Annotated in this window: 26 protein-coding genes and 1 pseudogene; 14 read left to right on the forward strand and 13 right to left on the reverse strand. The window is 73.9% G+C overall.

What is annotated here, in order from left to right; all coding sequences use genetic code 11:
• Positions 1-15: 15 nt before the first annotated feature.
• On the reverse strand, positions 16-690 hold the full coding sequence (locus tag ACIQUT_RS03375) for a TetR/AcrR family transcriptional regulator (RefSeq protein WP_403558668.1): 675 nt from the start codon (positions 688-690) through the stop codon (positions 16-18).
• A 79-nt stretch (positions 691-769) separates the two neighbouring features.
• On the opposite strand from ACIQUT_RS03375, the gene ACIQUT_RS03380 reads away from it, so the two are divergent.
• Positions 770-2410 carry an FAD-binding oxidoreductase gene (locus ACIQUT_RS03380; protein WP_403558669.1) on the forward strand — a complete coding sequence of 547 codons (1641 nt, stop codon included), beginning with the start codon at positions 770-772 and terminating at the stop codon, positions 2408-2410.
• A 70-nt stretch (positions 2411-2480) separates the two neighbouring features.
• Here the strand turns inward: ACIQUT_RS03380 and ACIQUT_RS03385 are convergent, their stop codons facing one another.
• From ACIQUT_RS03385 to ACIQUT_RS03435, 11 genes are all read right to left on the reverse strand, one after another.
• The gene (locus ACIQUT_RS03385) at positions 2481-3887 is read right to left on the reverse strand and encodes an ATP-binding protein (RefSeq protein WP_403558671.1); all 1407 of its coding nucleotides are present in this window, start codon (positions 3885-3887) and stop codon (positions 2481-2483) included.
• Positions 3884-4612: a response regulator transcription factor gene (locus ACIQUT_RS03390; RefSeq protein ID WP_403558673.1), complete on the reverse strand. Its 729-nt coding sequence runs from the start codon at positions 4610-4612 to the stop codon at positions 3884-3886. Before ACIQUT_RS03390 ends, ACIQUT_RS03385 begins: the two co-directional genes overlap by 4 nt.
• A 42-nt stretch (positions 4613-4654) precedes the next feature.
• Complete coding sequence (locus ACIQUT_RS03395; RefSeq protein WP_403558675.1) at positions 4655-5284, reverse strand: hypothetical protein; 630 nt, start codon at positions 5282-5284, stop codon at positions 4655-4657.
• 104 nt (positions 5285-5388) lie between these two features.
• Positions 5389-6174 carry a cytochrome c biogenesis CcdA family protein gene (locus ACIQUT_RS03400; protein ID WP_403558677.1) on the reverse strand — a complete coding sequence of 262 codons (786 nt, stop codon included), beginning with the start codon at positions 6172-6174 and terminating at the stop codon, positions 5389-5391.
• Positions 6171-6782, reverse strand: coding sequence for a TlpA family protein disulfide reductase (locus ACIQUT_RS03405; RefSeq protein ID WP_403558679.1), 612 nt, complete (start codon positions 6780-6782; stop codon positions 6171-6173). The genes ACIQUT_RS03400 and ACIQUT_RS03405 overlap by 4 nt, the downstream gene beginning before the upstream one ends.
• Positions 6779-7558, reverse strand: a complete 780-nt coding sequence (locus ACIQUT_RS03410) for a thioredoxin family protein (RefSeq protein ID WP_403558681.1) — start codon at positions 7556-7558, stop codon at positions 6779-6781. The genes ACIQUT_RS03405 and ACIQUT_RS03410 overlap by 4 nt, the downstream gene beginning before the upstream one ends.
• Positions 7559-7860: 302 nt before the next feature.
• On the reverse strand, positions 7861-8424 hold the full coding sequence (locus tag ACIQUT_RS03415) for a hypothetical protein (protein ID WP_403558683.1): 564 nt from the start codon (positions 8422-8424) through the stop codon (positions 7861-7863).
• Positions 8425-8623: 199 nt separating this feature from the next.
• Positions 8624-9502 (reverse strand): CAP domain-containing protein, encoded by an 879-nt coding sequence (locus ACIQUT_RS03420; protein ID WP_403558685.1) that lies wholly within the window; start codon positions 9500-9502, stop codon positions 8624-8626.
• A 235-nt stretch (positions 9503-9737) separates the two neighbouring features.
• The gene (locus ACIQUT_RS03425) at positions 9738-10178 is read right to left on the reverse strand and encodes a barstar family protein (RefSeq protein WP_403559318.1); all 441 of its coding nucleotides are present in this window, start codon (positions 10176-10178) and stop codon (positions 9738-9740) included.
• A 107-nt stretch (positions 10179-10285) separates the two neighbouring features.
• The gene (locus ACIQUT_RS03430) at positions 10286-10720 is read right to left on the reverse strand and encodes a VOC family protein (RefSeq protein WP_403558687.1); all 435 of its coding nucleotides are present in this window, start codon (positions 10718-10720) and stop codon (positions 10286-10288) included.
• A 64-nt stretch (positions 10721-10784) separates the two neighbouring features.
• Complete coding sequence (locus ACIQUT_RS03435; protein ID WP_403558689.1) at positions 10785-11411, reverse strand: TetR/AcrR family transcriptional regulator; 627 nt, start codon at positions 11409-11411, stop codon at positions 10785-10787.
• 71 nt (positions 11412-11482) lie between these two features.
• Between ACIQUT_RS03435 and ACIQUT_RS03440 the strand changes: the two genes are divergently transcribed.
• The 8 genes and pseudogenes from ACIQUT_RS03440 to ACIQUT_RS03475 all read left to right on the forward strand — a co-directional run bounded on the left by ACIQUT_RS03440 (position 11483) and on the right by ACIQUT_RS03475 (position 20289).
• Entirely contained in the window at positions 11483-12490 is a 1008-nt protein-coding gene (locus ACIQUT_RS03440; protein WP_403558691.1) for a saccharopine dehydrogenase family protein, read from the forward strand.
• 114 nt (positions 12491-12604) lie between these two features.
• Positions 12605-14488, forward strand: coding sequence for an ABC transporter ATP-binding protein (locus ACIQUT_RS03445; RefSeq protein ID WP_403558693.1), 1884 nt, complete (start codon positions 12605-12607; stop codon positions 14486-14488).
• Between the two features lie 453 nt (positions 14489-14941).
• Positions 14942-15226: a DUF5132 domain-containing protein gene (locus tag ACIQUT_RS03450; protein ID WP_403558695.1), complete on the forward strand. Its 285-nt coding sequence runs from the start codon at positions 14942-14944 to the stop codon at positions 15224-15226.
• Positions 15227-15381: 155 nt separating this feature from the next.
• Positions 15382-15537: pseudogene (locus ACIQUT_RS03455) on the forward strand (HMA2 domain-containing protein); the annotation flags it as partial.
• 611 nt (positions 15538-16148) lie between these two features.
• On the forward strand, positions 16149-16940 hold the full coding sequence (locus tag ACIQUT_RS03460) for an ABC transporter ATP-binding protein (protein ID WP_403558697.1): 792 nt from the start codon (positions 16149-16151) through the stop codon (positions 16938-16940).
• Positions 16941-17094: 154 nt separating this feature from the next.
• Positions 17095-17328, forward strand: a complete 234-nt coding sequence (locus ACIQUT_RS03465) for an MbtH family protein (RefSeq protein ID WP_403558699.1) — start codon at positions 17095-17097, stop codon at positions 17326-17328.
• Between the two features lie 196 nt (positions 17329-17524).
• Entirely contained in the window at positions 17525-18316 is a 792-nt protein-coding gene (locus ACIQUT_RS03470) for a thioesterase II family protein (protein WP_403558701.1), read from the forward strand.
• A 146-nt stretch (positions 18317-18462) separates the two neighbouring features.
• Positions 18463-20289 (forward strand): glycoside hydrolase family 15 protein, encoded by a 1827-nt coding sequence (locus tag ACIQUT_RS03475; protein ID WP_403558703.1) that lies wholly within the window; start codon positions 18463-18465, stop codon positions 20287-20289.
• Between the two features lie 97 nt (positions 20290-20386).
• Here the strand turns inward: ACIQUT_RS03475 and ACIQUT_RS03480 are convergent, their stop codons facing one another.
• Entirely contained in the window at positions 20387-21013 is a 627-nt protein-coding gene (locus tag ACIQUT_RS03480; RefSeq protein ID WP_403558705.1) for a hypothetical protein, read from the reverse strand.
• A 308-nt stretch (positions 21014-21321) separates the two neighbouring features.
• Between ACIQUT_RS03480 and ACIQUT_RS03485 the strand changes: the two genes are divergently transcribed.
• From ACIQUT_RS03485 to ACIQUT_RS03505, 5 genes are read left to right on the forward strand one after another with little or no spacing between them, the layout of a single operon-like run.
• The gene (locus ACIQUT_RS03485) at positions 21322-22962 is read left to right on the forward strand and encodes a sensor histidine kinase (protein ID WP_403558707.1); all 1641 of its coding nucleotides are present in this window, start codon (positions 21322-21324) and stop codon (positions 22960-22962) included.
• A gap of 17 nt (positions 22963-22979) precedes the next feature.
• The gene (locus ACIQUT_RS03490) at positions 22980-23366 is read left to right on the forward strand and encodes a roadblock/LC7 domain-containing protein (protein WP_179178042.1); all 387 of its coding nucleotides are present in this window, start codon (positions 22980-22982) and stop codon (positions 23364-23366) included.
• Positions 23363-23722 carry a DUF742 domain-containing protein gene (locus ACIQUT_RS03495; protein WP_403558709.1) on the forward strand — a complete coding sequence of 120 codons (360 nt, stop codon included), beginning with the start codon at positions 23363-23365 and terminating at the stop codon, positions 23720-23722. Before ACIQUT_RS03490 ends, ACIQUT_RS03495 begins: the two co-directional genes overlap by 4 nt.
• Positions 23703-24350: a GTP-binding protein gene (locus ACIQUT_RS03500; RefSeq protein WP_403558711.1), complete on the forward strand. Its 648-nt coding sequence runs from the start codon at positions 23703-23705 to the stop codon at positions 24348-24350. The genes ACIQUT_RS03495 and ACIQUT_RS03500 overlap by 20 nt, the downstream gene beginning before the upstream one ends.
• Entirely contained in the window at positions 24347-25717 is a 1371-nt protein-coding gene (locus tag ACIQUT_RS03505; RefSeq protein WP_403558713.1) for a cytochrome P450, read from the forward strand. Before ACIQUT_RS03500 ends, ACIQUT_RS03505 begins: the two co-directional genes overlap by 4 nt.
• The last annotated feature ends 2 nt before the right edge of the window (positions 25718-25719 follow it).

The raw sequence follows: 25719 nt of genomic DNA on the forward strand, positions 1-25719 counted from the left end.
GCGGACACGGGGAGGTCAGGGATCTTCGACGAGCCCCGCGTGAACGGCACTTGAACCGGGAGTGAGGGCTGCCGCGGCCGCGAAGAGGCGGGCGCAGCGCTGCGTCATGGCCTCCGGGGACTGTTCGGGGTGTTTCACCCACCAGCGGACGAGGGTGGAGACCAGGTCCCGCCAGACGTACTTGAGGGCGTCCGCGTCCAGCGGGTCGGTGGAACCCGCCGCGCGCAGCACGTCGGCGGTGCCGTCGGCGGCGAGCCGGTCGATGGGTGCCCGGAAGTCCGCCGCACGCCGGGCGGCCTCGCCGTCCGCCGGGAGGGAGGGGTCGTAGAGGACGAACCACGCCTCCCGCTGCCCTTCCAGGGCGGTGAAGATCCCATGGAGCACCCGCAGGGGCGTGGGCGGCGCGGTCGCCGTCTCCGTACCCGTTCCGCCCGCCGCCATCGCGTCCCGGACAGCGCCCAGGAGCCGGTCCCCGACGGGCACCAGGCAGGCGGTGTACAGGTCCTCCTTTGTGCCGAAGTACTGGTGCAGCAGCGTCTTGGTGACGCCGACCCGGGCCGCGATCGCGGCCAGCGAGGCCCCTGCGTAGCCGCGGGTGCCGAACTCCTCCGTGGCGGCGGCCAGGATCTGCTGCCGGCGCTGCTCGCGCGGGACGCCCTTGGTGCCGGCTCTCGGGGAAGGGGTTGCCATGCCTGAATATTATCAGTAAGTAATTTACCGCTCGGTAAATTCACTCTTCCCTCCGCCGGCGACCCTTGGAGTGCATCGCATGGACGGCACCACAGGCATCACAGGCACCACAGACATCACGGGCACCACCGCGCAGCCGAGGCCCCGCACCCGCTCCTGGTGGGGCTGGGGCTGGGCCGACGCCCACCCCGCAGACGACGCATGCCGCGCGATGGGCGCCCTGCTCCCCGGCACCCTCGCCCGCCCCCTGCCCGTCCCGCGCATACGCGACCTGCGCATCGGCGCCCCGGCCGCCGAGGCCCCGCCGAGCCTCGCGCACCTGGTCACCGCCGACCCCGAGGACCGCGCCGCCCACGCGATGGGGAAGGCCTACCGCGACATCGTGCGCGCCCTGCGCGGGCAGCCCGGACGGATACCGGACCTCGTCGCCCGCCCCACGGACGACCGGGAGGTCGCCGACCTGCTGGACTGGGCGGGGGAGCAGGGGATCGCGGTCGTCCCGTACGGCGGAGGGTCCTCCGTGACCGGCGGCGTGGAGTACCGGGGCAACGCCCACCGCGCCGTACTCTCCCTCGACCTGACCGCCATGGGCCGGGTCCTGGAGGTCGACACCGCCGGCCGGGCCGCACGCATCCAGGCCGGGACGCTCGGCCCCGGCCTGGAGGACCAGCTGCGGCCCCACGGGCTGACGCTGCGGCACTTCCCGCAGAGCTTCGAGTTCTCCACGCTCGGCGGCTGGCTCGCCACCCGGGCCGGCGGCCACTACGCGACCGGCCGCACCCACATCGACGACTTCGTCCAGTCCATGAACGTCGTCACCCCGGCCGGGACCAGCGCCTCGTGGCGGCTGCCCGCCTCCGGTGCGGGGCCCTCGCCGGACCGGCTGTTCCTCGGCTCGGAAGGAGCCCTCGGCGTCATCACCGAAGCCTGGGTCCGCCTCCAGCCGAGGCCCGTCCACAAGGCGTCCGCCTCCGTGGCCTTCGCCGACTTCCACGACGCGCTCCGGGCGGTGCAGGCCGTCGCCCAGTCCGACCTGGCCCCCGCCAACTGCCGCCTGCTGGACGCCGGCGAGGCCGGGCTCGCCGGCGCCGCGCAGGACGGGTCCGCCGTGCTCGTCCTGGGCTTCGAGTCGGCGGACGCGCCGGTCGCCGCCCGGCTCGCGCAGGCCGTCGACCTGGCCCGCGCCCACGGCGGCCGGAGCGGTACGGCACCGGCTGCCGGGCAGGACGCCCCGGCCGATGCCGCCGTGAGCGCCTGGCGGACGGCCTTCCTGCGGATGCCGTACCTGCGCGACGGGCTCGCCAGGATGGGCGCCGTCGCCGAGACCTTCGAGACCGCGGCCACCTGGGACCGGATCCCCGCCCTGATCGAAGCCGTGCGCTCCGAGGTCGGCGCGGCGGCCCTCAAGGCCACCGGGCACCCCGCGACCGTCAACTGCCGGCTGACCCACGTCTACCCCGACGGCGCGGCGCCCTACTTCACCGTCCTCGCCGCCGGGCGGCCCGGCGACGAAGCCGCCGTCTGGGACGAGCTGAAGGCCGTCGCGAGCGAGGTCCTGCACCGCCACCGGGCCACCGTCACCCACCACCACGCCGTCGGCCGGGACCACCGCCCCCACTACGACCGCCAGCGCCCCGACCCCTTCGCCCTGGCGCTGCGCGCCGCGAAGGGCGCGCTCGACCCGCGGGGCATCCTCAACCCCGGTGTGCTCGTCGACTGAGCCCGCGGCCCACCGGCCGCCGCCCGCGCTCCGGGCGCGGCCCGTCCACCGGCCGCCGCCCGGGTGCGGGCTACCGGTTGCGCGGCCGGGACGGGCGGCGGCGGGAGATGCGGGACCGGCGCCCGGACAGGGCCGGCGCGGCCAGCGCGAAGGTCACCGTGATGTGCGCCCCTCCCAGGGGGCTGCGGCCGATGCGCATCGACCCGCCCGTGGCCGTCGCCGCCCGCTGTGCGATGTCGAGGCCCAGCCCGGTGGAGCCGGTGCTGCTCCCGCGGGAGAGTGCCCGCTCCGGCTCGGGGATGCCCGGTCCGCCGTCCTCCACGACCAGTTCCACGGCCTGGGCCGTGCGGACGACATGGACGGCGAACGGGGTCCCGGGCCCGGTGTGCCGGAAGATGTTGCCGATCAGCGCGTCCACGACAGCGGCGATGTCGTCGTCCGAGAGGCCCACGGAAGTGGGCTCCGGGCTGAGCTCGACGGAGCAGGACCGGTCCTGCTGTCCGGCCAGGACCGCCCAGAACGCGGTGCGGCGGCGGACGACCTCGGCCACCTCGCAGCGGGGCCCGGCCCCTTCCGGCGCACCGGAGGCCGGCCGGCCCGCGGGGGCTTCCGCACCGAGCATGCCCTGGCCCATGGGGCCCACGGCGAGCGGTGTGCGCGCCGCGGCGATGATGGCCTGGAGCTCCGTCTCCAGTTCGCCGACCGCCGCCTCCACCCTCGCCGACTCCGGGGTGCCGGCCATCCGTTCCGACGCCAGGTGCAGGGCGGTCAGCGGGGTGCGCAGCCGGTGGGACAGGTCGGCGACCAGTTCGCGTTCCACGGCCAGCAGCTCGGTCATCCGGTGGGCCATCGCGTTGAAGGCGACACCCGCGTCCCGCAGTTCCTTCGGGCCCATCGGGTCCACGCGGGTGTCCAGATCGCCCTCGCCGAGGGCGCGTGAAGCCTGCGCGAGCCGCTTCGATGACCGTACGACCTTCGCGCCGAGCCGGTCGGCGACCAGCACCGAACCCGCGATCAGCCCCACGGCGAGGAAGCACATCACCGCCCACGACTCCATCACCCCGCGGGTCAGCTCCTCCTCGGGAACGAAGTTCTCGATGACGGCGACCTGCTCCCCGGGGAGCACCACCGGCTGCAGGCAGATCCAGCCGCCCGGTATCTCGCGGGAGATGGACTCCCGCCCCTTCTGCGCCCGTTCGAGCAGCGCGGCCGGGGCCTTGGAGCTGCCGAGCGGGCCGGAGTCCGGCAGATGGACGACCAGGTGCTCGGCCGCGTCCAGGCTCGCCGCGGACTCCCGCAGCGCGGACGGGTCCGTGGTCAGCGTGAGGACGGGTGCCAGGGCCGCGGCGCGCTGCTCGGCCGCGGTGACGCCCTGCTCCTTGACCAGCGACATCACCAGGGCGGCCAGCGGTATGAGGAAGGACAGCGCGACCATGGAGGTCACGGCGAGCGCCACTCCGGCCAGCGAGCGTCTCAACGGGGAGCCACCAGCTTGATGCCCACACCGCGCACGGTCAGCAGATAGCGCGGGGCGGCCGCGCGTTCGCCGAGCTTGCGGCGCAGGGACGACAGGTGCACGTCGACGGTCTGGTCGTCCACATACGGCTCCCGCCAGACCTCGGTCAGCAGCCGCCGCTTGGAGACGACCTGGCCGGTGTGGAGGGCGAGGAACGCCAGCAGGTCGAACTCCCGCCGGGTGAGGCGCAGCTCCCGGCCGGCCAGGCAGGCGGTGCGCGCGCCCGGATCCACCGTCAGCTCGCCGACGGTGGTGGCGCGCAGCGGATCCGAAGCCGCTGCCGCCACCGGCGCACCCGCCGCCGCGGGACCGGCGGCGGGGGCCTGGCCGGTGCGCCGCAGGACGGCGGACAGCCGCGCGATGAGCTGCCCCCCGGAGAACGGCTTGACCAGGTAGTCGTCGGCGCCCGCGTTGAGCAGGCTGATGATTTCCCGCTCGTCGTCGCGGGCGGTGGCCACCAGGACGGGCACGGAGGAGATGCCGCGGATCATGCGCAGGGCGTCTCCTCCGTCCAGATCGGGCAGCCCCAGGTCGAGGACCACCGCGTCGACGGGCGTCTGGGTGACCTCGCGCAGCGCACCGAACCCGTCGGCCGCGCTGCGCACGGCGAACCCGTGCTCCGCCAGGACCTCGATCAGTGACTGGCGGATGCTGGGGTCGTCTTCCACGACCAGGACGCTGGGCATGGGGACACCTTAGGGGCTCGTCCGGCGGAGGGTTCGGGCAGCCTAGCGGGCATCGAACACCGGGCCGTCGGCGGTGATGCGCAGGCGGACCGGGCGGTCGGAGACCGGGATGGTGCAGCCGTCGCGTTCGCTGCAGCTCGCGTAGCCGAGCAGCACCGTCGCCTCGCCGTTCCCGTCGGCGCGGACGGGCAGGGTGGTCGTGACCGGGCCGTCCGGGTAGACGGGTACCGGGGCGCCGACGCCGGGCACGCTGATCGACCGCACCTTCGCGGCGGCCGTCAGCTTGCCCTCCGCCTTGAGGGCCCCGGTGACGGACAGTGCGGTCGGGCGGCCCACGCCCTCGATGCCGTCGGCCGGCAGGTCGGTGCTGTAGAGGTGGAAACCCTTCTCCTCGGGGGTGAAGACCGCGGTGAGGGTGCCCTTCGAGGCCTGCCAGCCGGACACCGACAGGGTGACGGTGACGCCCTTCTCGCTGAAGCTCGTCGTGGTTCCGGAAGCCGGAGCGGACGCGGATGCGGAAGCGGGCGCGGACGCGGGCGCGGGTGCCGCTGCGGGTGCGCCGGCGTTGGCCGCGGGCTGCCCGCCGCACGCCGTGAGGGCCGTCAGGGCGACCAGAAGGGCGGCCGCGATACGGGTCTTCCGGGCCTGTCCGGCCTGCGGGGAAACGTTCATATGTGCCTCAATGTCACGTGTCACGGGATCAAATTCGGTTCTCGGGCGGGCGGTGGGCGCGGCGGGCGGTCGGAGGGCGCCCGTACGGGGGGCGAACCGCGGCTCTAGAGGGCCGGGGCGAAGTCCGCACTCCACACCTGCAGCCCGTACACCAGGTCGTTCCACACGCCGGTGGCCAGCAGTACGCCGACCAGGACGAGCATGCTCCCGCCGGTCCGCAGGACCCACGGGTAGTGGCGCTTGACCAGGCCGAAGGCGCCCAGCGCCCGCCGGAAGGCCAGCGCGGCCACGACGAACGGCAACCCCAGCCCCAGACAGTACGCGGCCATCAGCAGCGCCCCGCGGGCCGCACTGGCCTCGGACCAGGCGAGCGCCTGCACGGCGGCCAGCGTCGGGCCGATGCACGGGGTCCAGCCGACCGCGAACACCGCCCCCAGCAGCGGCGCCCCGGCGAGCCCCAGCGCGGGACGCCGGTGGCTGCGCAGCTCCCGCTGGGTCAGGCCCGGCAGGAAACCCATGAAGGACAGCCCCATGAGCGCGGTGAACACACCGAGCACCTGGGTGACCGCCTCCTGGTGGGCCAGCAGGCTGCGGCCGGCATAGCCGAAGAGGGCGCCGCCGGAGACCAGGACCGCCGTGAAGCCGAGGACGAACAGCAGCGCGCCGGCGGCCATCCGGCCGCGCTGCCCGCTGCGCGGGTCCGCCAGGTCGGCGACCGACAGGCTGGTCACGTAGCTGAGGTAGCCCGGTACGAGGGGCAGGACGCAGGGGGAGAGGAAGGAGACGAGCCCCGCGACGAGCGCCACGGGCGCGGCGATCAGGAGGGTTCCGCTGACGAGGGAGGGGGCGTCCGCGGCGGCGGCGAGCACGCCGTGTGCGACCGGTGTCATGACGGCTCCCCCGCCACGCGCGCGAGCAGGGGCCGCAGCTGCTCGTCCGTGACGGCGCCCCCGATTCCGGCGGCGATGCGCCCGCGCCGGTCGATCACCAGGGTCGAGGGGACGGCCTGCGGGTTGAGCAGGGCGGGCGGGAAGCGGAGCAGCAGCTCGCCCTCGGGGTCGTGGAGGCTGGGGAACGTCACGTCGTGGGCCCGTACGAAGGACCGGGCCGCGGCCCGGTCCCGGTCCCGGGTGTTGATCCCGAGGAACCGGACCCCGTCGGCCCGGGTCTGCCGGCTGAGCTGCTCCAGGTCGTCCGCCTCCGCCCGGCAGGGGCCGCACCAGGACCCCCACACGTTGAGGACGACGACGTTGCCCCGCAACTCGGCGAGCCCGACCCGGTTCCCGTCCAGGTCCTCGCCGGCCAGGGCGGGCGCGTCCTGCCGGGCGGCGGGGTCGAGGACCGCCGCCCGGGCCGCCGTACGGACCGAGCCCGCCCGCCCGCCGTCCGGTGCGCCGGCGCCGCTGCCGCCGTCCCCGCCGTCCGTCAGGACGCCGGCGAGGACGCAGCCGGCCGCCACCGCGAGGCCGGCCGCCGCGGCCCGCACCGCTCGTCTCATGACGCCCACTTGCGGAGGAAGGCGTTCAGGCCCTCCGAGGTCAGGGACGGATTGCCCGTGACGTGGGTGTCGGTGCGCACCGTGCCGGACGGGGAGACGACGACCAGGACGGGCATCTTGTAGGTGCCGCCCGAGGGGCTGTACTTGCTCAGGAGCGCGGAGTTGGCGGAGCTGTTGCCGCCGATGTCCACCTTGACCATGTGGTACGAGGCCCCGAGGATCGCCGCGGTCTGCGACTGGGCGAACACCTTGTCGGCGGCCTTGCAGTTGCCGCACCAGTTCGCGCCGAAGTCGAGCAGCACCATCCGCCCGTCCGCCTTGGCCGCGCGCAGCGCCGCGTCGATCTGCTTCTGCGCGTCGGCCGAACTGTCGTAGCCGGGGCCGGGGACCGCCGCCGGAGCGGGCGCGGCCGACGAACGGGACGTCGGCTTCGCCGACGTCCGGGCGGGGGCGGCGGCCCCCGTCCCGGACTGCGAGGACCCGGCGGAAGCGGATGCCGACGCGGAAGCGGAGGCGGAGGCGGACGGCGAGGCGGACGCGGACGGGGACGCCTCGGCGGACGCGCCGGCCGGCTCCGGAGCGGAGGGGAGGGACTCCGCGGCCGGGCGGGCCGCGGTGGGCTTCGCCGATCCGACGGGCTGCGAGGACGGCCCGCAGGCGGCGGTCAGCCCCACCGCGACCACGGCCGCGGCGGCCAGCGGCAGGCGTATCCCGAGCGGGGCGGCGGAGCGGGACGGCGTCGTCGTACGGCGGTCGGCGCGGACGGGTCGGAGCATGCGGGAACTCATGGCGAAGACACCCCAAGGCACGGTTCGGACTGCGGGACGGGCTGCGGATGCCCCCCGCTCGGTGGGACGGCGGCCCGCACGGTCCGCCGGGGAGCCGTCCCCGGCGCCGAGGGCCGCTCGGCTGACGCGAGCATAGGACCGCTCGGGGCCGCCGGAACCGTCTCGGCGCGGTCTTCAGCTTGCCCTAAGGAACAGCTCACCTTCCGCTTCGCCGGAGCTCGGCCCACGACCGCGCACAAGGCGGTTAACCCCGCGAAAGGGACCGGAACGGCCGAGTGGTGCGGATCGGTTCAGAACGACGTTTCGCGGACGCCGGCCCGCGGCCCCGGGTCGATCGTCGCCGTGATGACCGACGTGTGGTTGTCGCTGGTGAACGTGACCGTGAGGGTGTCGTCCGCGGTCTGCGAGGTGGACGCCTTGAAACCGCGTCCGGGGATCGCGGAGATCAGGCACACGCCCCGGCTTCCGTACCGCACGGTGGCCTTGCCGCCCTGTGACGGGACGGTGTGCAGGCCCACTCCGCCGCCCTCGCAGTCGACGTCCGCCTTGGGCGCGGAGGTTCGGGGGGTTCCGGAAGGGGCCTTGGCGGGGGTGGCGCTCGCGGCCGACGGGGAGGGCCGCTGCGAAGCCGAGGGGGAGGGGCTCGCGGACGCGGACGGGGAGGGCGAGCCCGACGGCGACTCCTGGCCCGCCTGCCAGGCCGGAGGGGTCTCGATGACCGTCGGGGCGGACCGCGCGACCGGGGGCGTATGCCGGGTCGTGCCGACCACGAACTGGACCGTGGCGAGCACGGCCGTCACGCTGGCGGCCGTGCACGACAGCCATATGAGCAGGTAACGCGGAAGACGGGGCACGGCCCCATACTGGCCGACGCGCCGGCCGGCGCGTCACCGGCTCCCCCGAAAGCGGGCGGGGGAGCCCGCGGCACCCGTGAGCCGGCCAACGCCGACGTCCTCCGGACCCGCGGACGGGTCGGAGGACGTGGCGGTGGGGGTATGGGGGGTGGCGGTACAGGGGTACGGGGGGTGGGTCCGTGGCCGGGGGGCCCGTCCGTTACCTCGGGGCGCCGAAGTTCTGGGTCCACCACGGGCCGCCGTCGCCCTTGTGGAGGCCTATGCCGATCTCCTTGAAGGCGCAGTTGAGTATGTTGGCCCGGTGGCCGGGGCTGTTCATCCACGCCTTCATGACCGCGTCGGCGTCGGCCTGGCCGCGGGCTATGTTCTCGCCCAGGTTGGACCACTTGTAGCCGGCGGCCTCCACCCGGCTGGTCATGGTGGACCCGTCCGGTCCGGTGTGCGACATGACGCCGGCGCGGGCCATCGTGTCGCTGTACCCCCGGGCGGCGGCGCTCAGCTTGGCGTTCGTGCTGAGGGGGCCGCAACCGGCGGCGGACCGCTCCTTGTTGACGATGGCGAGGACCGCGGACTCGGCGTCGGCGTTCACGGTGCCGCCGGAGCTCCCGGACCCGCCGGACCCGCCGGACCCGTTGGATCCGCCCGAGCCTCCGGAGCCGCCGCCCGAGCCCGAGGCGGGCTTGCCCGCAGGCTTGTTGCCGCCCTGGTTCGGCGCAGACTTGGCGGCGGTGTCCTTCTCCTCGCCCGCGGGGGCGGAGGGGGTGGCGGATGCCGAGGCGCCGGCCTCGGGCGAGCCGGACGGACTCGGGCTCGCCGACGCCGAGGCCTCGGTGGTGGGGGCGGCGGTGGTCGGGGTGGCGGTCGCGGACCCGTCGGCGGTGCTCGCCGCGGACGTCTTGCCGGCGGACCCGCCGGCCCGCTTGTCGACGCGGGCGTCACCGTCGGAGTCGGCCACGGCGACCCCGACCGCCACCGCCGCGGCCGCCGCGGTGACAGACAGGACGATGCGGGTACGCGCCGTCTTCCTCCGCCGGGCCTCGACGCGGGACGGGGTTCCGGTGGTTCGGCTGCGGCTCATGCCGGTAACACCTCACTAGAGCAGGGGGAGCGGAACTCCGTCCGAGCCTAGGGCGGTGACCAGCGGAAAAACCCATCTGGAGGGGTTCTTCAGGTTCCCTTAAGGAAGCCCGAAGGGTCGACTCAGGAACGAGCCGGGCAAACCGGCTGATTCGGAACTCGCGGCAGTCGGAACTCGCGGCAGAAACGGAGGGGTTGGCGGTCGGAGGGGCTCCACCTGCCGGCGAAGGAAGCCCCTACGGCCGGGGCGTCTCTTCCAGGTATGACCGCAGCTGTTCCTTCAGGGGTGCGACGGATGCGGCGTCGCACGACAGGACCACCACGAGCCTGCCGAGTTCGACGCCCTCGGGCTTCTGCGTGTACGACCACCGCTTCCCGGCCCGCAGCAAGCAGGTGAAGAGCGCCCACCGTCCGGAGGCATCGTCCGGCAGTACCTCGTCCGCGGCCTCGATGATCAGTACGTGGCGGTCCGCAGGAAGCCAGTTCAGGTCGCGCAGACAGTCGTAGAGGGCGTTCCAGTTCCAGCCGAAGTAATCGGGCAGCCGCAAACCGTCGTAGAACTGCCGGAAGGCGGCGTCCGTGTCGCGCATCTCGCGGCCGTCGAGCCGCGCTGCGTACGTCCTGCCCGTCGCGGGGAACAGCAGATCGACGGGCACGGCGCCGTGCTCCGGAACCACGTGCAACCAGGGCACGGTGTGCACCCGCCGCCCTCCCTTCCGCGGACCGGGCCGGCTGCCGCTGCCGGGGTCGGCGGCGGGCTGCACAGTCTAGAGCCCGGCGGACGCTAGGCGTTGAAGTCGGGGAGGGTCAGGGAGCCGTCCTCGGCGAGGGTGAAGCCGGGGTTGTGGGCGATCTCCCAGGCATGGCCGTCGGGGTCGGTGAAGACGCCCGAGTAGAAGCCGATCGCGTTGACGGCGGCGGGCCGGGTGACCGTGCCGCCGGCCCGGGCGGCGGCGTCGAGGACGGCGTCGACCTCGGCGTCCGTACGCACGTTGTGGGCCAGGGCGATGCCGCCGAAGCCGGCGGGCGGCGGGGTGTCGGGGAGCCCGCAGTCGGCGGCCAGTTTCCCGCGGTCCCACAGGACCAGGGCCAGGCCGCCCGCCTGGTGGAAGACCGTTTCCTGGACCTCCGTGCCCCGCCAACCGAGGGCCGTGTAGAAGCCCTTGGCGCGGGCGAGGTCCGTCACGCCCAGGGTGATCAGGCTGATCCGCTGTTCCATCCCGCCACCGTAGCGGCCGGACGCGGCGGTGTCCGGGAGGCGGCCGGGCGGGGGCCGGTACGGGTCAGGGCAGGAGCTGGCGTACGAGCGCGTCCGCGGCCCACTCCTCCCAGCGGGCGGGGGTCCAGCCGCGCCGGGTGACGAGCAGGTCGTAGGTTTCCGGGCCGAGCACGGTCAGCGCGATGTCGGCCGCCGCCGCGCTGTCGTGGCCGTGCCGCAGGGACCCGCCGGCCTTCTCGTACAGCGCCTGCGCGAAGCGGAGTTGGACGGCGTGGCGCTGCTCGTGGTTGAGCCGCCACAGCTCGGCGAGCTCCGGATCGGCGGTCGCCGCACCCCGTACGACCTCCAGGACCGGTGCGGCCCGCTCCAGGATGTGCCGGGCGCCCGCGGCCTGGAGGGCGAGCTGGGCGGCGGGGCCGGGTGCGTCGAGGACCTCGCGGGCCCAGGGGCGGTCGAGGGTGGCGACCGGGTCGGCGTCGCCGGCGACGGCCGTGTCCAGGAGCTCCTTCAGCAGCGCCCGCTTGCTGCCGAACGTGAAGTACACGGTCTGCACGCCGACTTCCGCGGTGCGGGCGATGTCCTCGACGGTCGTTCCGGTCCAGCCCTTCTCCGCGAACAGCCGGGCGGCTGCGTCGCGCATCCGCTGCCGGGTGCGGCGGGCCTTCTCCGCGCGGGTCAGGGGTGCGGCCACCGGTTCTCCTCGGGTCCCGGGAACTTTGACTGTAGTGAGACTACAGTGTATTTCACTGGAGTATGACTACAGTGAATTTGGGTCGCATCCTGGTGGTCGGCGGTTACGGCGCCGTGGGCGCGACGGTGGCCGACACGCTCGGCGACTGGTTCCCCGGGCGGATCGTCGTGGCCGGGCGCGACGAGGCGAAGGCGCTGCGGCTCGGCGGCGTCCGCGTCGACGTCACCGATCCGGACGGCTTCCGGCGGACGCTCGACGGCCTCGGCGACATCGCGGCGGTCGTGATGTGCGTCGAGCCGCCCGACGCCGGGATCGCGCACGCCTGCCTCGAACGCGGCGTCCACCTGGTCGACGTCGGTGCCACCCGGCGGCTGCTCGACGGCGTGGGGAAGCTGGACGGCCTCGCCGCGGGCAGCGGAGCCACGGCCGTGCTGAGCGTGGGAGTCGCCCCCGGGCTGACGAACCTCCTCGCCCGCCGGGCGGACGAGGCCGTCGGCGGCGCGGAGCGCATCGACCTCACGGTGCTGCTGGGCGCCGGCGAGCGGCACGGCGCCGACGCGGTCCGCTGGACCGTCGAGCACCTGGCCGAACCCGCGGCCGCCCGCCCGCTGCGGGTCGAACTGCCCGGATACGGCCCGCGCACCGCGTACGCCTTCCCCTTCTCCGACCAGTACACGCTGCCCCGCACCCTCGGAACCGCACAGGTGACCACCCGCCTGTGCCTGGACTCCAGGGCGCTGACCCCCACGCTCTTCGCGCTGCGGCGGGCCACCCGCCGGCCGGCGGTGCGACAGGCCCTGACCGCCGTCCTGCGCAGGGTCCACGCCGGGGGCGACGGCTTCGCCGTACGGGCCGACGCCCGGCGCGGCGACCGCCGCGCGGCGTACGCGCTCACCGGGCGGGCGCAGAGCCGCGTCACCGGACTGGTCGCGGCGTACGTCACCCGGGAGCTGCTCGCCGGCTCCCTGCCCGCCGGGGTCCGCCACATCGAGCAGCTCCCGGCCCTGGCCCGCATCCCGGAGGCGCTGGCGGAGCACGGAGTCGCCCTGCGGCGCCTCGACGGACCACAGGAGCGGTGACGGCGGGGGCCCGGGCCGAGTCCCAACCCCCGAAAGAAAAACGCTTGGACGGCCCGGGCTGCCCTGCGGGACACTGCGGACCCTGTCCTGCCGGTCCAACAGCACAGGGTTGCGATGGGATCGCCTGAAACACCCGAAAGTCCACCGCGCAGGGGCTCGGTGCTCCTCGCGCTCCGCTACTACGCAAGGGAGCTCGCCCGGCTCCGCCGACTGACGGCGCCGGCGATGCTGGCGCCGGCCCTCGGCAACATCGGCATCAACTACATTGCGCCGCTGATCGTCGCCAAGCTCGTCGGCCGGATGGCCGGAGACGAGGACATCGACATCGGGGCGATGCTGCCCTACGTCCTCGGCTTCGGCGGCGTCCTGCTCCTCGCCGAGGTGCTGTGGCGCATCGGCCTGCACTGCCTCAACCGCCTCGACGCCCACGGCATCGAGCACCTGTACGTGATCGGGATGGACGAGCTGTTCGCCAAGGACGCCGCGTTCTTCCACGACAACTTCGCCGGCTCGCTGACGAAGCGGGTCCTCAGCTTCGCCTCCCGCTTCGAGGAGTTCGTCGACACCATGACCTTCTCGGTCATGGGGCGCTTCGTACCGCTGGCCTTCGCCTCCGTCGTGCTGTGGTTCTACGAGCCGCTGCTCGTCGTGGGGCTCCTGGTGATGATCGCCGTGACGGCCCTGTGCGCGGCGCCGCTGATCCGCCGCCGCCAGGCCCTCGTCGACGAGCGCGAGGAGGCCGTCGCCCGGGTGTCGGGCCACGTCGCCGACAGCCTGATGAACATGGACACCGTCCGGGCGTTCGCCGCCGAGGAACGCGAGGCCGCCGAGCACCGGTCGCGCGTGGCGGAGTCCCGGCGGCTCATGCTCCGTTCGTGGGACTACGGCAACCTGCGCATCGACACGCTGGTCGCGCCCATGTCCGTCCTGACCAATGCGCTGGGCCTGCTGGTCGCCGTCGCGCTCGGTGCGGGTGAACACGGGGTCGAGGCGGTCATCGTGGCCTTCTCCTACTACTCCAGCGCCACCCGGATCATGTTCGAGTTCAACCAGATCTACCGCCGTCTGGAGAGCTCGATGACGGAGGCCGCACAGTTCACCGAACTGCTGCTGACACCGCCGACCGTGCTCGACCCGCCGTCACCGGAGCCGCTGCGGTCCCGGGCGTCCGCCGATGTCCGCTTCGAGCGGGTGACCTTCGCCCACGGGGGAGGGAAGCCGCTCTTCCAGGGCCTCGACCTGGACGTCCCCGGCGGGTCGAAGATCGGCCTTGTCGGCCGTTCCGGCGGCGGCAAGACCACGCTCACGCGGCTGCTGCTGCGGATGACGGACATCGAAGCCGGCCGGATCCTGATCGGCGGCCAGGACATCAGCAGGCTGGCCCAGGCCGACCTGCGCAGCCTGATCGCCTACGTGCCCCAGGACCCGGCGATGTTCCACCGCACCCTGAGGGAGAACATCGCGTTCGCCCGGCCGGACGCCACCGACGCCGAGATCCGCCGCGCGGCAGAGGCGGCGCACGTCACCGAGTTCGCCGATGCCCTCCCGAACGGCTTCGACACCATGGTCGGCGAACGCGGCGTCAAACTGTCCGGCGGGCAGCGCCAGCGGGTGGCCCTCGCCCGGGCGATCCTGCGCGACGCCCCGATCCTGCTGCTCGACGAGGCGACCAGCGCACTCGACTCCGAGAGCGAGATCCTCGTCCAGGAGGCGCTGTGGCGGCTCATGGACGGGCGGACGGCGCTCGTCGTGGCACACCGGCTGAGCACGGTCGCGAGCATGGACCGCCTCGCCGTCCTCGACCGCGGACGCATCATCGAACAGGGCACGCACGACGAACTCCTCACCTCGGACGGTGCCTACGCGCGCCTGTGGCAGCACCAGTCCGGCGGCTTCCTCCACGACACCCTCACCTCCGCCCCCGCCACCGCCCCCGCCCCGGGCAACGCCCCGGGCAACGTCCCGGGCAACGTCCCCGCCCCGGGCAACGCCCCCTGACCCCACGTCCGGCCCCGCTCCCACCCCCACCCCCCGAGCCCGCACCCCGCGTCACACGCGGGGTGCGGGTTCACCTGTGTGGTGAGAGGCGAATACACGTCCCCACCGTCCGTGCGATGTCCGGGGAGAAATCGCGGCGGATCCCTCTGCTGCGGGGGGCGGGAAGGTGATGGCCCGGCCGTCGGGGTCGGCATTGCCGGCGCAAAACCGGCGGTATTCCGCCCCCGCGTTACTCATCCCGGGTGACGGTGCACGAACGGCGCGTTTCGCTGCCGCTAGCCTGAGAGAGATGCGTCGATATGCGCATCGGTTTGGCCGTCTTCTTCGCTGACGATGTGCCGGCGGTCGGCGTGTTGCCTTGCGCGCGGCAATTTCCACCGCCCGGTGTTCCCGCCCGAGACCCCCGCTCCGTTCGACGACGCTCGTCCATCCCATGCAGAGAGGTAGCGGACCATGCCGCCCGTCCTTCCCCCGTTCCTGATCGGACTCATTGCCGCGCCTCTGGCCAAGCGCATCGCCAAGCCGCTCGTGCGCGGCATCGTGAAGACCTCCGTCGGGCTGGTGCTGGACGTGAAGCGGGCAGCTCACGAAGCCGGCGAGAGCCTGCAGGACCTCGCGGCCGAGGTGACCGCCGACGTGGTCGCCTCGCAGATGACCTCCGGCGCCGACCAGCAGACGGCTTCCGCCCCGCAGCAGCCCAAGGGACGCGGCCCCGCCGTCGCACCCGCCGAGGCGTGACGCCCCGTCCCGCTTCCGGCCGCCGCGCCGCCCGGTAGCCCTTGCCGAAAAGGGCACGAGAAACGTTCAGGAACTGCGGAGAAATGACACTGCTGGTGGGACCTGCGGACTTTCGACAGCCTCTCCGGCCGCCGGCGGACGCATACGCGTTGACGATGTGCTCCGCCGTTCCCGGCCGGCAACGCTGGAGGATTCCGGAGACGGTCGGGAAGCGGCACCTGGCCGAGGTCCTCCAGGAGGCGCTGGAAAGCCTTGCCTGGATCAGGTCCGCACGTGCGAACCATGTGACGGGTACGGTTCTCGTTCTGTACGACGAGAATTCCGGCCCGGCGGCCGATATGCGGGACGTCCTGGAGGACGTCCTCTCGGCGATCCACCGGTGCGCGGAGAATCCGGGTGGTTCCCTCGGTTCGCCCGCCGCAGGAGCCGCCCCTCGCACCGCCGGCGGTTCCGCCGGCGCCGGGCGCGTGCCGGGAGCCGTGCTCGCCGTCGCCGGCGGTGCGACCGCGGCCGCCGCCGTGCTCGCGCCCGGCAAGCTCCTGCGCAAGCCCCTCGTGGTGTTCGGCGCGGTCGTGGCGGCCACCGCCGTCGTCGTACGCCGCGCCGTGCGCAAGGCGGCCGGTGTCCCCGGGCCCGACACCGACACCGACACCGACACCGACACCGGTGACGCTGCCGACCGTGCGGCCGCCGCCGGGGCGGCGGGGGACGCGCCGCCGGGCCGCCGCTCCTCGCTCCGCGCCTTCCTGGACATCATCGGCCCGCACAAGGCCCGGCTCGGCCTCGCCTCCGGCCTGTCCGCCGTGTGCCAGATGGTCGAGGTCACCCTCGGCCTCTTCCTGGGCTGGACCGCGCTCGTGCTGATCAAGGGGGAGTGCCCGCCGCTGCTCGCGCTCGGCCTGACCAGCGCCTCCTCACAGCTGTGGTTCCTCGCGGCCGCCGCCTGCGCCGCCGTCGCCGGCCTCTCGTACGCGGCGGGCGTCACCTGGCGCAGGCTCGGCCAGGACGTGCAACACGACGGGTCCTCCTCGACGGCCGCGACGTCCGCGACCTGTCCCGGAACGGCCTGCGCAGCGCCGTCGGCTTCGTCGCCCAGGACCCCTTCCTGTTCGACGGCACCATCGCCGACAACATCCGCTACGGCAGCTTCGACGCCCCCGACGAGCACGTGGAGCGCGCCGCCCGGACGGCCGAGGCCCACTCCTTCATCGCGGAACTCCCCGAGCGGTACGACACGCACATCGGCGAGCGCGGCTCCGCCCTGTCCGGAGGACAGCGCCAGCGCATCGCCCTGGCCCGGGCGATCCTCAAGGACTCGCCTGTCGTCATCCTCGACGAGGCCACCTCCGCCGTGGACAACGAGACCGAGGCGGCCGTCCGGCACGCCCTGCGCGCCTTCGCCCGGGACCGCACCCTGATCGTCATCGCCCACCGCCTGTCGACGATCCGCAACGCCGACTGGATCTACGTCCTCGACCGGGGCGGCATCGTCGCCGAACAGGGCACCCACGGCGACCTGCTCTCCCGGCACGGGCTCTACACGTCCCTCTGGCGGCTCCAGGCCGGCGAGAGAGCCGACCGGCCCGCGGTACGCCCGACCCCCGCCCGCACCGCCCTGCCGCCCGGCGCCGCCGAACCTGCCGGATCCCGCCGCCCCGCCCCCCGGCCCGCCCCCCCCCGGCCCGCCCCCCGGCCCGCACCCTCCCGGTCCTGACGCCCCCCGGGGCCGCCCCTCCCGGTCCCGGCTCGTCCGCCGCGCCCCCGCCCGGCGCGCGAGCCGGCCGGTTCCTCCTGCCGCAGCGCCGACGGCACCGCATCCCCGGCCGGCACCGCTACCCGACCCGCCCCGACCACGAGGAGAACCCGCCGTGAACAACCCCTTCGAGGACGACGACGCCACCTACCTGGTGCTCGTCAACGACGAGGCCCAGTACTCCCTGTGGCCCTCCTTCGCCGACGTGCCCGCCGGCTGGACCGTCGCCCACCCGGAGGACGGCCGCGCCGCCTGCCTGGAGTACATCGAGCGGACCTGGACCGACATGCGGCCCAAGAGCCTCGTCGAGGCGATGGACGGCCCGGGCGGGGAGCCGGCCGCCCCGTGACCGCCGCCACCGGCGGCGGCGTGTCCGGCACCCCCGGGCCACACGGTGGCCGACCCGGTACGCCGACGAGGAACGGATCCCCGGCGGGCCGTGGACAAGCTCCCGTACTCCCTCTCCCCGCTGAACCCGCGGCAGTCCAGCGCGATCCGCCAGCCCGGCCGGCCCCCGGCCGGCTCCCCGAGGAGAAACCCCCACCATGACGTTCCCCCGTCCGGCGACGGCCCTGCCGCCCGTACACCCCGCGTCCCCGCGCCGCACCCCGGACCACTGGTTCCGGGTGCACCGCGCCCGGGCCCGGGCCGCGCTGCGCCTGGTGTGCCTCCCGCACGCCGGCGGCACCGCCCGGCTCTTCCACGGCTGGCCCGCCCACCTCCCCGACGACGTGGAGCTCCTCGCCGTCCGCTACCCGGGCCGGCAGGACCGCCTCGCGGAGCCGTGCCTCGACGCCATGGACGCCATGGCCGACGCCGTCACCGAGGCCCTCGCCCCCCACCTGGACCTCCCGGTCGCCCTGTTCGGCCACAGCATGGGCTCCGCCGTCGCCTACGAGGTGACCCGCCGCCTGGAAGCCCGCGGCCTGCACCCCGAGCGGCTCCTGGTGTCCGGGCGGGTCGCACCGCACCGGGCCCGCCCGGTCGGGGCGGCCGACGGGGACGACGCGGCGCTGATCGCCACGGTGCGCGGGCTCGGCGACTACCAGTCGGAGGTCTACCTCATCCCCGAGCTGAGGGAGCTCCTGCTGCCCGCCCTGCGCGCCGACTACCGCCTCATCGAGTCCTACCTGCCCGCCGCCCCCGTACCCGTACGCACCCCCATCACCGCATACACCGGCCGCGACGACGCCACCTGCCCCGAGGAGGCGGTCCGCGCCTGGGCGGAGCTGACCGGCCCCGGCCGCTTCGACCTGCGCTCCTTCCCGGGCGACCACTTCTACCTCGTCCCGCACGAGGCCCCCCTGGTCGCGGACATCGCCGCCCGCCTCCGCTGAGCCCACCCCGCCCCACCCCACCCCGCCCGGCCCCGCCCGCCCGGGGCGCGGACGGGGGCGCCCCGGCCCGCGTGCCGGGCGCCGCCCGCGGCCTTAGCGTTGAGGCGGGGAGGGGGAGGACGGGCCGCGACGGCGAAGGGACTCGTATGCGCCGGTATCCGCCGATCGGGGACCACGGGCTGATCGGAGACCTGCGGACGGCCGCCCTGGTCTCCTCGGACGGGGTCCTCGACTGGTTCTGCGCCCCGCGCTTCGACTCGCCCAGCCTGTTCGCGTCGCTCCTGGACCACGACCGCGGCGGGTACTTCGCCGTCACCGCAGACGATCCCGAGGCCGTCACCCGCCAGCTCTACCTGGCCGACACGGCGATCCTCGTCACCCGGTTCATGACCGAGGAGGGGGTCGGCGAGGTCATCGACTTCATGCCGCTGGGCGAGGCCGAGGCCCCCGGCGACCGGCACCTGGTCATCCGGATCATCCGGGTCACCCGCGGCACCGTCCGCTTCCTGCTCGACTGCCGGCCCGCCTTCGACTACGGGCGCGAGGAGCACGGCCTGGCCGTCGCCGAGGACACCGCCCACTTCACCACCCCGGACCTCACCGCCTTCCTCCAGACCGGGGGCCCGGTCCGGCTTGCCGCGGACGGGGCGGGCGTACGCGGGGAGGCGGTCCTCCGGGCGGGCGACACCGCCGCGGCCGTCCTGACGGTGTGCCACGACCCGGGGGCCGGAGTACCGGAGCCGCCGACCGAGGCGGGGGTGCGCCGGGCGTTCCTCGGCACGTACGGGTACTGGCACCGCTGGATTCGGCGCAGCCGGTACCGGGGCCGCTGGCAGCAGATGGTCAACCGGTCCGCGATCACCTTGAAGCTCATGACGTACGCGCCGACGGGCGCGCCCGTGGCCGCGGTCACCGCGGGCCTGCCGGAGCGGGTCGGCGGGGAGCGGAACTGGGACTACCGCTACACCTGGGTGCGGGACGCGTCGCTGTCGGTGAAGGCGCTGGTCGACCTGGGGCTGGAGGAGGAGGCGGCGGCGTTCCGGCGCTGGCTCGGCGCGCGGGTGCAGCACGGCCGGACGGTGACCGGCGAGCCGCTGCAGATCATGTACCGGGTGGACGGCGACCCGCACCTCGAAGAGGAGATCCTCGACCACTTCGAGGGGTACCGGGGATCGTTCCCGGTGCGGGTCGGCAACGGCGCGGCCGGGCAGCTCCAGCTCGACATCTACGGCGAGGCCGTGTACGCGCTGAGCCACGCCGCCGACCCGGCCCAGCTGGCCGGGTACGACGGCTGGCTGAACTTCAGCAGGCTCCTCGACTGGCTGGCCGGCCACTGGGACCGGCCCGACGAGGGCATCTGGGAGACCCGCGGCGGCCGCCGCGACTTCACCTACAGCAGGCTGATGTGCTGGACGGCCTTCGACCGGGGCATCCGGCTGGCCGGCGAACTGGCCCGGCCGGCCGACGTGGCCGGCTGGACGGCGGCGCGGGACGCGGTGTTCCAGCAGGTCATCGACCGCGGGTACAGCACCGCCCGGCAGGCGTTCGTGCAGTACCTCGACGGCGACGTGCTGGACGCCTCGCTGCTGCTGATGCCGACCGTCGGCTTCCTGTCGCCGAAGGACCGCCGGTGGCTGTCGACCCTGGACGCCATCGAGTCGGACCTGGTCTCCGACAGCCTGGTGCACCGCTACGACCCCGCGCTGTCCGAGGACGGACTCCCCGGCGACGAGGGCACGTTCTCCCTGTGCACGTTCCTGTACGTCAGCGCCCTCGCCCGGGCCGGGCGGCTCGACATGGCCCGCTACGCCTTCGACAAGATGCTGACGTACGCCAACCACGTCGGCCTGTTCGCCGAGGAGATCGGCCCGACGGGCGAGCAACTGGGCAACTTCCCGCAGGCGTTCACCCACCTGGCGCTCATCACCGCGGCCATGGCGCTCGACGGGCAACTGGACCGGGCCGAGCGCTGAAGCCCGGTCGCAGCGCTCGGCTGACATGTGGCGGTGATCAGCAGTGATCAGCGGTGATCAGCGGTGATGCGCAGTGATCGGCGGTGGTGCGCGGTGATCAGCGGTGGTACGCGGCGGCCGTCGCGAAGGGCGCCGCGCTGACGGCGGGCGTGGCCAGGACCGCGACCCACGAGCCGTCGGTGAACTCGATGTCCACCCGGCCCTTCTGCAGCATCCCCTTCGGGTTGGCGCGCAGCGCGGACACGGCCGCCCGCGGGGCCTCCCAGTACTGCTTCATGGCGGGTGTCGACCGCCACAGCGGCGAGACGTCGGTCAGGGCGATCCAGCGGCGGTCGGTCACGGCGAGGACGCCCTCCACCGAACCGCGGGCGCCGGCCCGGCTGATGAGGAAGTGTCCGGCCGCGCTCTGCCAGCCGCCCTCCATGCTCGTGCCGTGCACCATCCGCGTGCCGAGGTTGTCCACGGCGTCCGGCATCCGGTCGACGGCGTTCGCGACGGCGGCCGGCCGGGAGTGCCGGGGGTCGAGCTGAGAGGCGATCAGCCGGCGCAGCGGGCCCGGTATCCGCTCCTCGATGCGCCGGTTGATCGTGGCGGCCTCCGCCGGGGGGATCAGGTCCTCCGGCGGGGTGGGCACGCCGGGGCCGAGTTCGTAGCCGCATGCGGCGATCAGCCGCTCGCCCTGGTGCAAGAAGTTCTGGGCGTGTTCGCGCGCCTGACGGTTCAACGCGTGCGCTCCTGTTCCATTTCCGTGGTTCGGTCCTGAATGGGGTGCCGGACTGGGGATGATCTTGCCCGGTCGATGGTCATTGTCCACGGGGGGAAGGGTTTGTTCCGCACTGGGTGGGCCTGTGAACCGGACGGGCGTGCGAACCCCTTTCGACCGGCTCACAAACGGGATTCGGCCGGAACTGGAGCCCCCAACGTGCTTGCTGTGTCCGGAACGTGACCTGCTGTCAAGAGCAGTGTTCAAAGCCGCTAAGATTCCGGGCCGTTGTCATATGATCATTCGCTTTCGATCGTTTGAGGGTTCTGATGGTTCGCGTGGGATCGTCGCCCGGAAGTCCAGGGGCCACCTCACCCGCTGTATGGGCGCTTCCTGTCCTGGCAACCGCCGCTGCCACGGTCGTGTCCCTGGTGCTGGTGTCCGCACCAGCCCGCACGCCCGTGGCCTGGGTCGGTGCCGTCGCATGTGTCGCGGTCGCCCTGGCCTGCGCCGAGGCCGCCCGCCGGGGCAAGGCCATGGCCGCCCTGCGGGCCGTGGCAGCCGCCCAGGAGGCGGCGCTCGCCCGGCAGCAGGCGGAGACCGTACGGCTGGCGCAGGAACTGCTGCCCGACGTCGTCGAGCGGCTGCGCAAGGGCGAGTTCCCCGAGGAGGTGCTCACCTCCCTGGAGGAGCCCGGCACCCACGGGCCCGGCCTGACTCCCGAGTTCAGGGCCGCGCACCAAGCCGTGCTCCGCTCCGTCCTCGACGCCGTCGTCGCCGAGGAGGACCTGCGCGACTCCGCGCAGCGCGCCTTCGTCAACATCGCCCGTCGAGTTCAGGCCATTGTGCACCAGCAGGCCCAGGAGCTCCGGGAGATGGAGGACCGGCACGGCCGCAGCCCCGACGTCTTCGGCGACCTGCTGCGCCTGGACCACGGCACCGCCCTCATCGGCCGGCTCGCCGACTCCATCGCCGTCCTCGGCGGTGCCCGCCCCGGCCGGCAGTGGTCCAAGGCCGTCCCGCTCTACAGCGTGCTCCGCGGCGCCATGTCGCGGATCATCGACTACCAGCGCGTCGAGCTCCATTCGGTCTCCCAGGTCGCCGTCGTCGGCCCGGCCGTCGAACCGCTCATCCACGCTCTGGCCGAGCTCCTCGACAACGCCACCCGCTACTCGCCGCCGCAGACCAAGGTCCACCTGACCGCGGTGGACGTGAACTCGGGCATCGCCGTCGAGATCGAGGACGGCGGCGTGAGCATGAGCGAGGAGGCCCGCAGGCGGGCCGAGCGCATGCTCCGCCAGGCACAGCAGGGCATCGACCTCACGGACCTCGGCGAGACGCCCCGTCTCGGCCTCGCGGTCGTCGGCCGGCTGTCGCAGGCGTACGACTTCCAGGTCTCCCTGCGCTCGTCGGCGTACGGCGGCGTCCGCGCCGTCCTCGTGATCCCGCAGGCGCTGATCACCACGGCCGCGTCCGCGACCGGCGTCGCGCACGGCATCGGCACCTCCTCCGGCCCCCGGGCGGCCCTGCCGCAGGGGACCGGCCCGGTCGGCGCACCGGCCATGGCGGGCGCGCCCGCCGAACCCGCCGTACGCCCCCGTCCCGCCACCGGACCGCAGCACCCGCTGGAGATCGACGACGTGCCCGTGGTCACCGAGCGGACCTCCACCGGCCTCCCGCAGCGCCACCGCCGGAGCCGTATGACCGGGCCTGACCTGCCCGGCACCGGCACCGGCACCGGCACGGGCACCGACCCGGTCATCGACGCGGCGGCGGCCGCCGCGGCCCGCGCCGAGGCCGCACCGGCGGCCGCGCCGCAGCCCGAAGTACAGCCCGGCATGTGGCTGGCCGCCTTCCAGGGCGGCCTGACCGGAGAGACCAGCAGCAGGACCGTCGCGGGCCGCAGCGGCGCAGCAAGCCAGAACACAGACGCCTCGCCGAACCCGGCGAGCAAGGGGGAACAGCCGTGAGTCAGCAGCAGAGCAACATGGACTGGATGCTCAAGGACCTGGCCGAGAGCGTTCCGCAGACCCGGCACGTCATCGTCCTGTCCGCCGACGGCCTGCGCATGGCCCAGTACGGCGCGGAGACCGACACCGCCGACCGGCTCGCCGCCGCCTGTGCCGGACTGCAGAGCCTCGCCGGCGCCGTCGCCACCGAACTGCCGCACAGCAGCGGCCGGATGCGGCTCGTCGTCATCGAGATGGACGGCGGGTTCTTCTACCTCATGGCGGCCGGCGCCGGCGCCTACCTCGCCGTCCTGGCGAACGAGGGCGTCGACGCCGGACTGATGGGACAGCGGATGCGCGACCTCGTCGCCCGGATCGGAGAGCACCTCAGCAGCCCGCCCCGGCGCGACGGGCAGCCCGCGTGAGCAACCCGGGCCGGGACTGGGAAGACGGCACTCCCGAGCGGCTGTACGTGATCACGGGCGGGCGCAGCGGGGCGGTCTCACGGGCCCCGCTGGACCTGGTCACGCTGATCATCGCCAAGTCGGGGCCCAAACCCGGGATGCAGCCCGAGCACACGGCGATCATGCGGCTGTGCCAGTCGCCGCTCTCGGTGGCCGAGGTATCCGCGTACCTCGGCCTGCCGGTGAGCGTGGTCACCGTGCTCCTCGGCGACCTGATCACCGACGGCCACGTGCTCTCCCGCCCGCCCGTCGCCCCCGCCAAACTTCCCGACCTGGCACTGATAGAGGCAGTCATCGATGGACTTCGAAAGCTCTGAGCCGTCCGCGGCATCCCACCACGGACACCTCCGGGCCGGCCCGCGGCACGAGGACGCGCTCCCGGCCACGGCCGCCGCGGCGGTCAAGGTGGTGATCGTGGGCGGATTCGGTGTCGGCAAGACGACCCTGGTCGGCTCCGTGAGCGAGATCCGGCCGCTGACCACCGAGGAGACGATGACCCAGGCCGGGGTCGGCGTCGACGACACGGCCGGCGTGGAACGCAAGACATCCACCACCGTGGCCATGGACTTCGGCCGCATCAGCATCAACCAGGAGCTGGTGCTCTACCTGTTCGGCACCCCCGGCCAGGAACGCTTCTGGTTCCTGTGGCGGGGCCTGTTCGAGGGTGCGCTCGGCGCGGTGGTCCTCGTCGACACCCGCCGGCTGGAGGTCAGCTTCGACGTGATCGGCCGGCTGGAGGAGCGCGGCGTGCCGTTCGTCGTCGCCGTCAACTCCTTCCCCGACGCACCCGAGCACGCCCTGCAGGACGTGCGCGCCGCCCTCGACCTGCCCGATTCCGTACCGCTCGTCGTCTGCGACGCCCGGCGGCGCGACTCCAGCCGTGACGTCCTCATGACGCTCATGCGCTACCTGCACTCCCTCGCCGTGACCCCGGAGGCCTCGTGAGCACCCCCTCGTCGTCCGATCCCGCCGTGCCGCCGCCGGGCTGCCCGGCGCACCGGCTCTACGGCCCCGAGGCGGAGGCCGACCCGGCGGCCCTGTACGAGAAGCTGCGCGCCGAGTACGGCCCCGTGGCCCCCGTGCTCGTCCAGGGAGACCTGCCCGCCTGGCTCGTCCTCGGCCACCGCGAGAACCTCGACGTGGCCCGCACCCCCACCCGCTTCTCCCGCGATCCGCGCCGCTGGCGGGACATGCAGGAGGGCAAGGTCCCGCCGGACCACCCGCTGACCCCGATGACCGCCTGGCAGCCGGTGTGCCACCTCGTCGAAGGGGCCGAGCACGAGCGGCTGCGCGGCGCGGTCACCGAGTCGCTGGAGCGCTTCGACCGGCGCGGCATCCGCCGCTACGTGACGCGCTTCGCCAACCAGCTCATCGACTCGGTCGTGCAGACGGGCCGGGCCGACCTGATCGCGGACTTCGCCGAACCGCTGCCGATGCTGGTGATGACGCAGCTCGTCGGCATGCCCGACTCCTACGGTCCGCGCCTCGTGGAGGCCGCCCGCGACATGCTCAAGGGCACCGAGACCGCTCTCGCGAGCAACAAGTACATCACCGAGACCCTGGAGCAGCTGGTCGACCGCAAGCGGGTCGTCCCCGGCCGGGACTTCACCTCCTGGCTGCTGGAGCACAGCACGCAGCTCACCGACGAGGAGATCGTCGAGCACCTGCGGCTGGTGCTGATCGCCGCCTTCGAGTCGACGGCCAACCTGATAGCGAACACGCTGCGGGTGGTCCTGACCGACCGCCGCTTCCGGGCGAGCCTGTCCGGCGGCCACATGACCCTGCCGGACGCCCTGGAGCAGGTCCTCTGGGACGACCCGCCCTTCCTGACGATCCTGGGACGCTGGGCCACCGGGGACACCGAGCTCGGCGGAACGCCGATCAAGGCCGGGGACATGCTGCTGCTGGGCCTGGCCCCCGGGAACGTCGACCCCGAGATCCGCCCCGACCTCGCCGTGCCCGTCCACGGCAACCGCTCGCACCTGGCCTTCAGCAGCGGGCCGCACGAGTGCCCGGGGCAGGACATCGGCCGCGCCATAGCCGACACCGGCATCGACACGCTCCTCACCCGCCTGCCGGACCTGGAGCTGGCCGTGTACGAGGGCGAGTTGGAGTGGAAGTCCTCGCTGATGTCGCGCCACCTGATCGAGCTGCCCGTCGCCTTCTCCCCGGACGGGACGGCGGTCACCGGAGCCACCCCGGTCCCCGGGCGCGTGCCCGCTCCGGCGCCCGTACGCGTCCCGCTGCCCGTGCCGGCCGAGCAGCCGGCCCGCCGGGCCTCCTGGTGGTCCAGGATGGCCCGGCGGGGCTGAGC

Source organism: Streptomyces sp. NPDC090445 (assembly GCF_044769385.1).
Classification (GTDB): Bacteria; Actinomycetota; Actinomycetes; order Streptomycetales; family Streptomycetaceae; genus Streptomyces.

Coding starts and splice junctions, on each gene's coding strand:
- ACIQUT_RS03405 (WP_403558679.1), bottom strand. CDS start 6,782: ATGAGACGAGCGGTGCGGGCCGCGGCGGCCGGCCTCGCGGTGGCGGCC.
- ACIQUT_RS03375 (WP_403558668.1), bottom strand. CDS start 690: ATGGCAACCCCTTCCCCGAGAGCCGGCACCAAGGGCGTCCCGCGCGAG.
- ACIQUT_RS03420 (WP_403558685.1), bottom strand. CDS start 9,502: ATGAGCCGCAGCCGAACCACCGGAACCCCGTCCCGCGTCGAGGCCCGG.
- ACIQUT_RS03380 (WP_403558669.1), top strand. CDS start 770: ATGGACGGCACCACAGGCATCACAGGCACCACAGACATCACGGGCACC.
- ACIQUT_RS03485 (WP_403558707.1), top strand. CDS start 21,322: ATGGTTCGCGTGGGATCGTCGCCCGGAAGTCCAGGGGCCACCTCACCC.
- ACIQUT_RS03470 (WP_403558701.1), top strand. CDS start 17,525: ATGACGTTCCCCCGTCCGGCGACGGCCCTGCCGCCCGTACACCCCGCG.
- ACIQUT_RS03500 (WP_403558711.1), top strand. CDS start 23,703: ATGGACTTCGAAAGCTCTGAGCCGTCCGCGGCATCCCACCACGGACAC.
- ACIQUT_RS03475 (WP_403558703.1), top strand. CDS start 18,463: ATGCGCCGGTATCCGCCGATCGGGGACCACGGGCTGATCGGAGACCTG.
- ACIQUT_RS03410 (WP_403558681.1), bottom strand. CDS start 7,558: ATGCTCCGACCCGTCCGCGCCGACCGCCGTACGACGACGCCGTCCCGC.
- ACIQUT_RS03445 (WP_403558693.1), top strand. CDS start 12,605: ATGGGATCGCCTGAAACACCCGAAAGTCCACCGCGCAGGGGCTCGGTG.
- ACIQUT_RS03395 (WP_403558675.1), bottom strand. CDS start 5,284: ATGAACGTTTCCCCGCAGGCCGGACAGGCCCGGAAGACCCGTATCGCG.
- ACIQUT_RS03400 (WP_403558677.1), bottom strand. CDS start 6,174: ATGACACCGGTCGCACACGGCGTGCTCGCCGCCGCCGCGGACGCCCCC.
- ACIQUT_RS03430 (WP_403558687.1), bottom strand. CDS start 10,720: ATGGAACAGCGGATCAGCCTGATCACCCTGGGCGTGACGGACCTCGCC.
- ACIQUT_RS03390 (WP_403558673.1), bottom strand. CDS start 4,612: ATGCCCAGCGTCCTGGTCGTGGAAGACGACCCCAGCATCCGCCAGTCA.
- ACIQUT_RS03490 (WP_179178042.1), top strand. CDS start 22,980: ATGGACTGGATGCTCAAGGACCTGGCCGAGAGCGTTCCGCAGACCCGG.
- ACIQUT_RS03450 (WP_403558695.1), top strand. CDS start 14,942: ATGCCGCCCGTCCTTCCCCCGTTCCTGATCGGACTCATTGCCGCGCCT.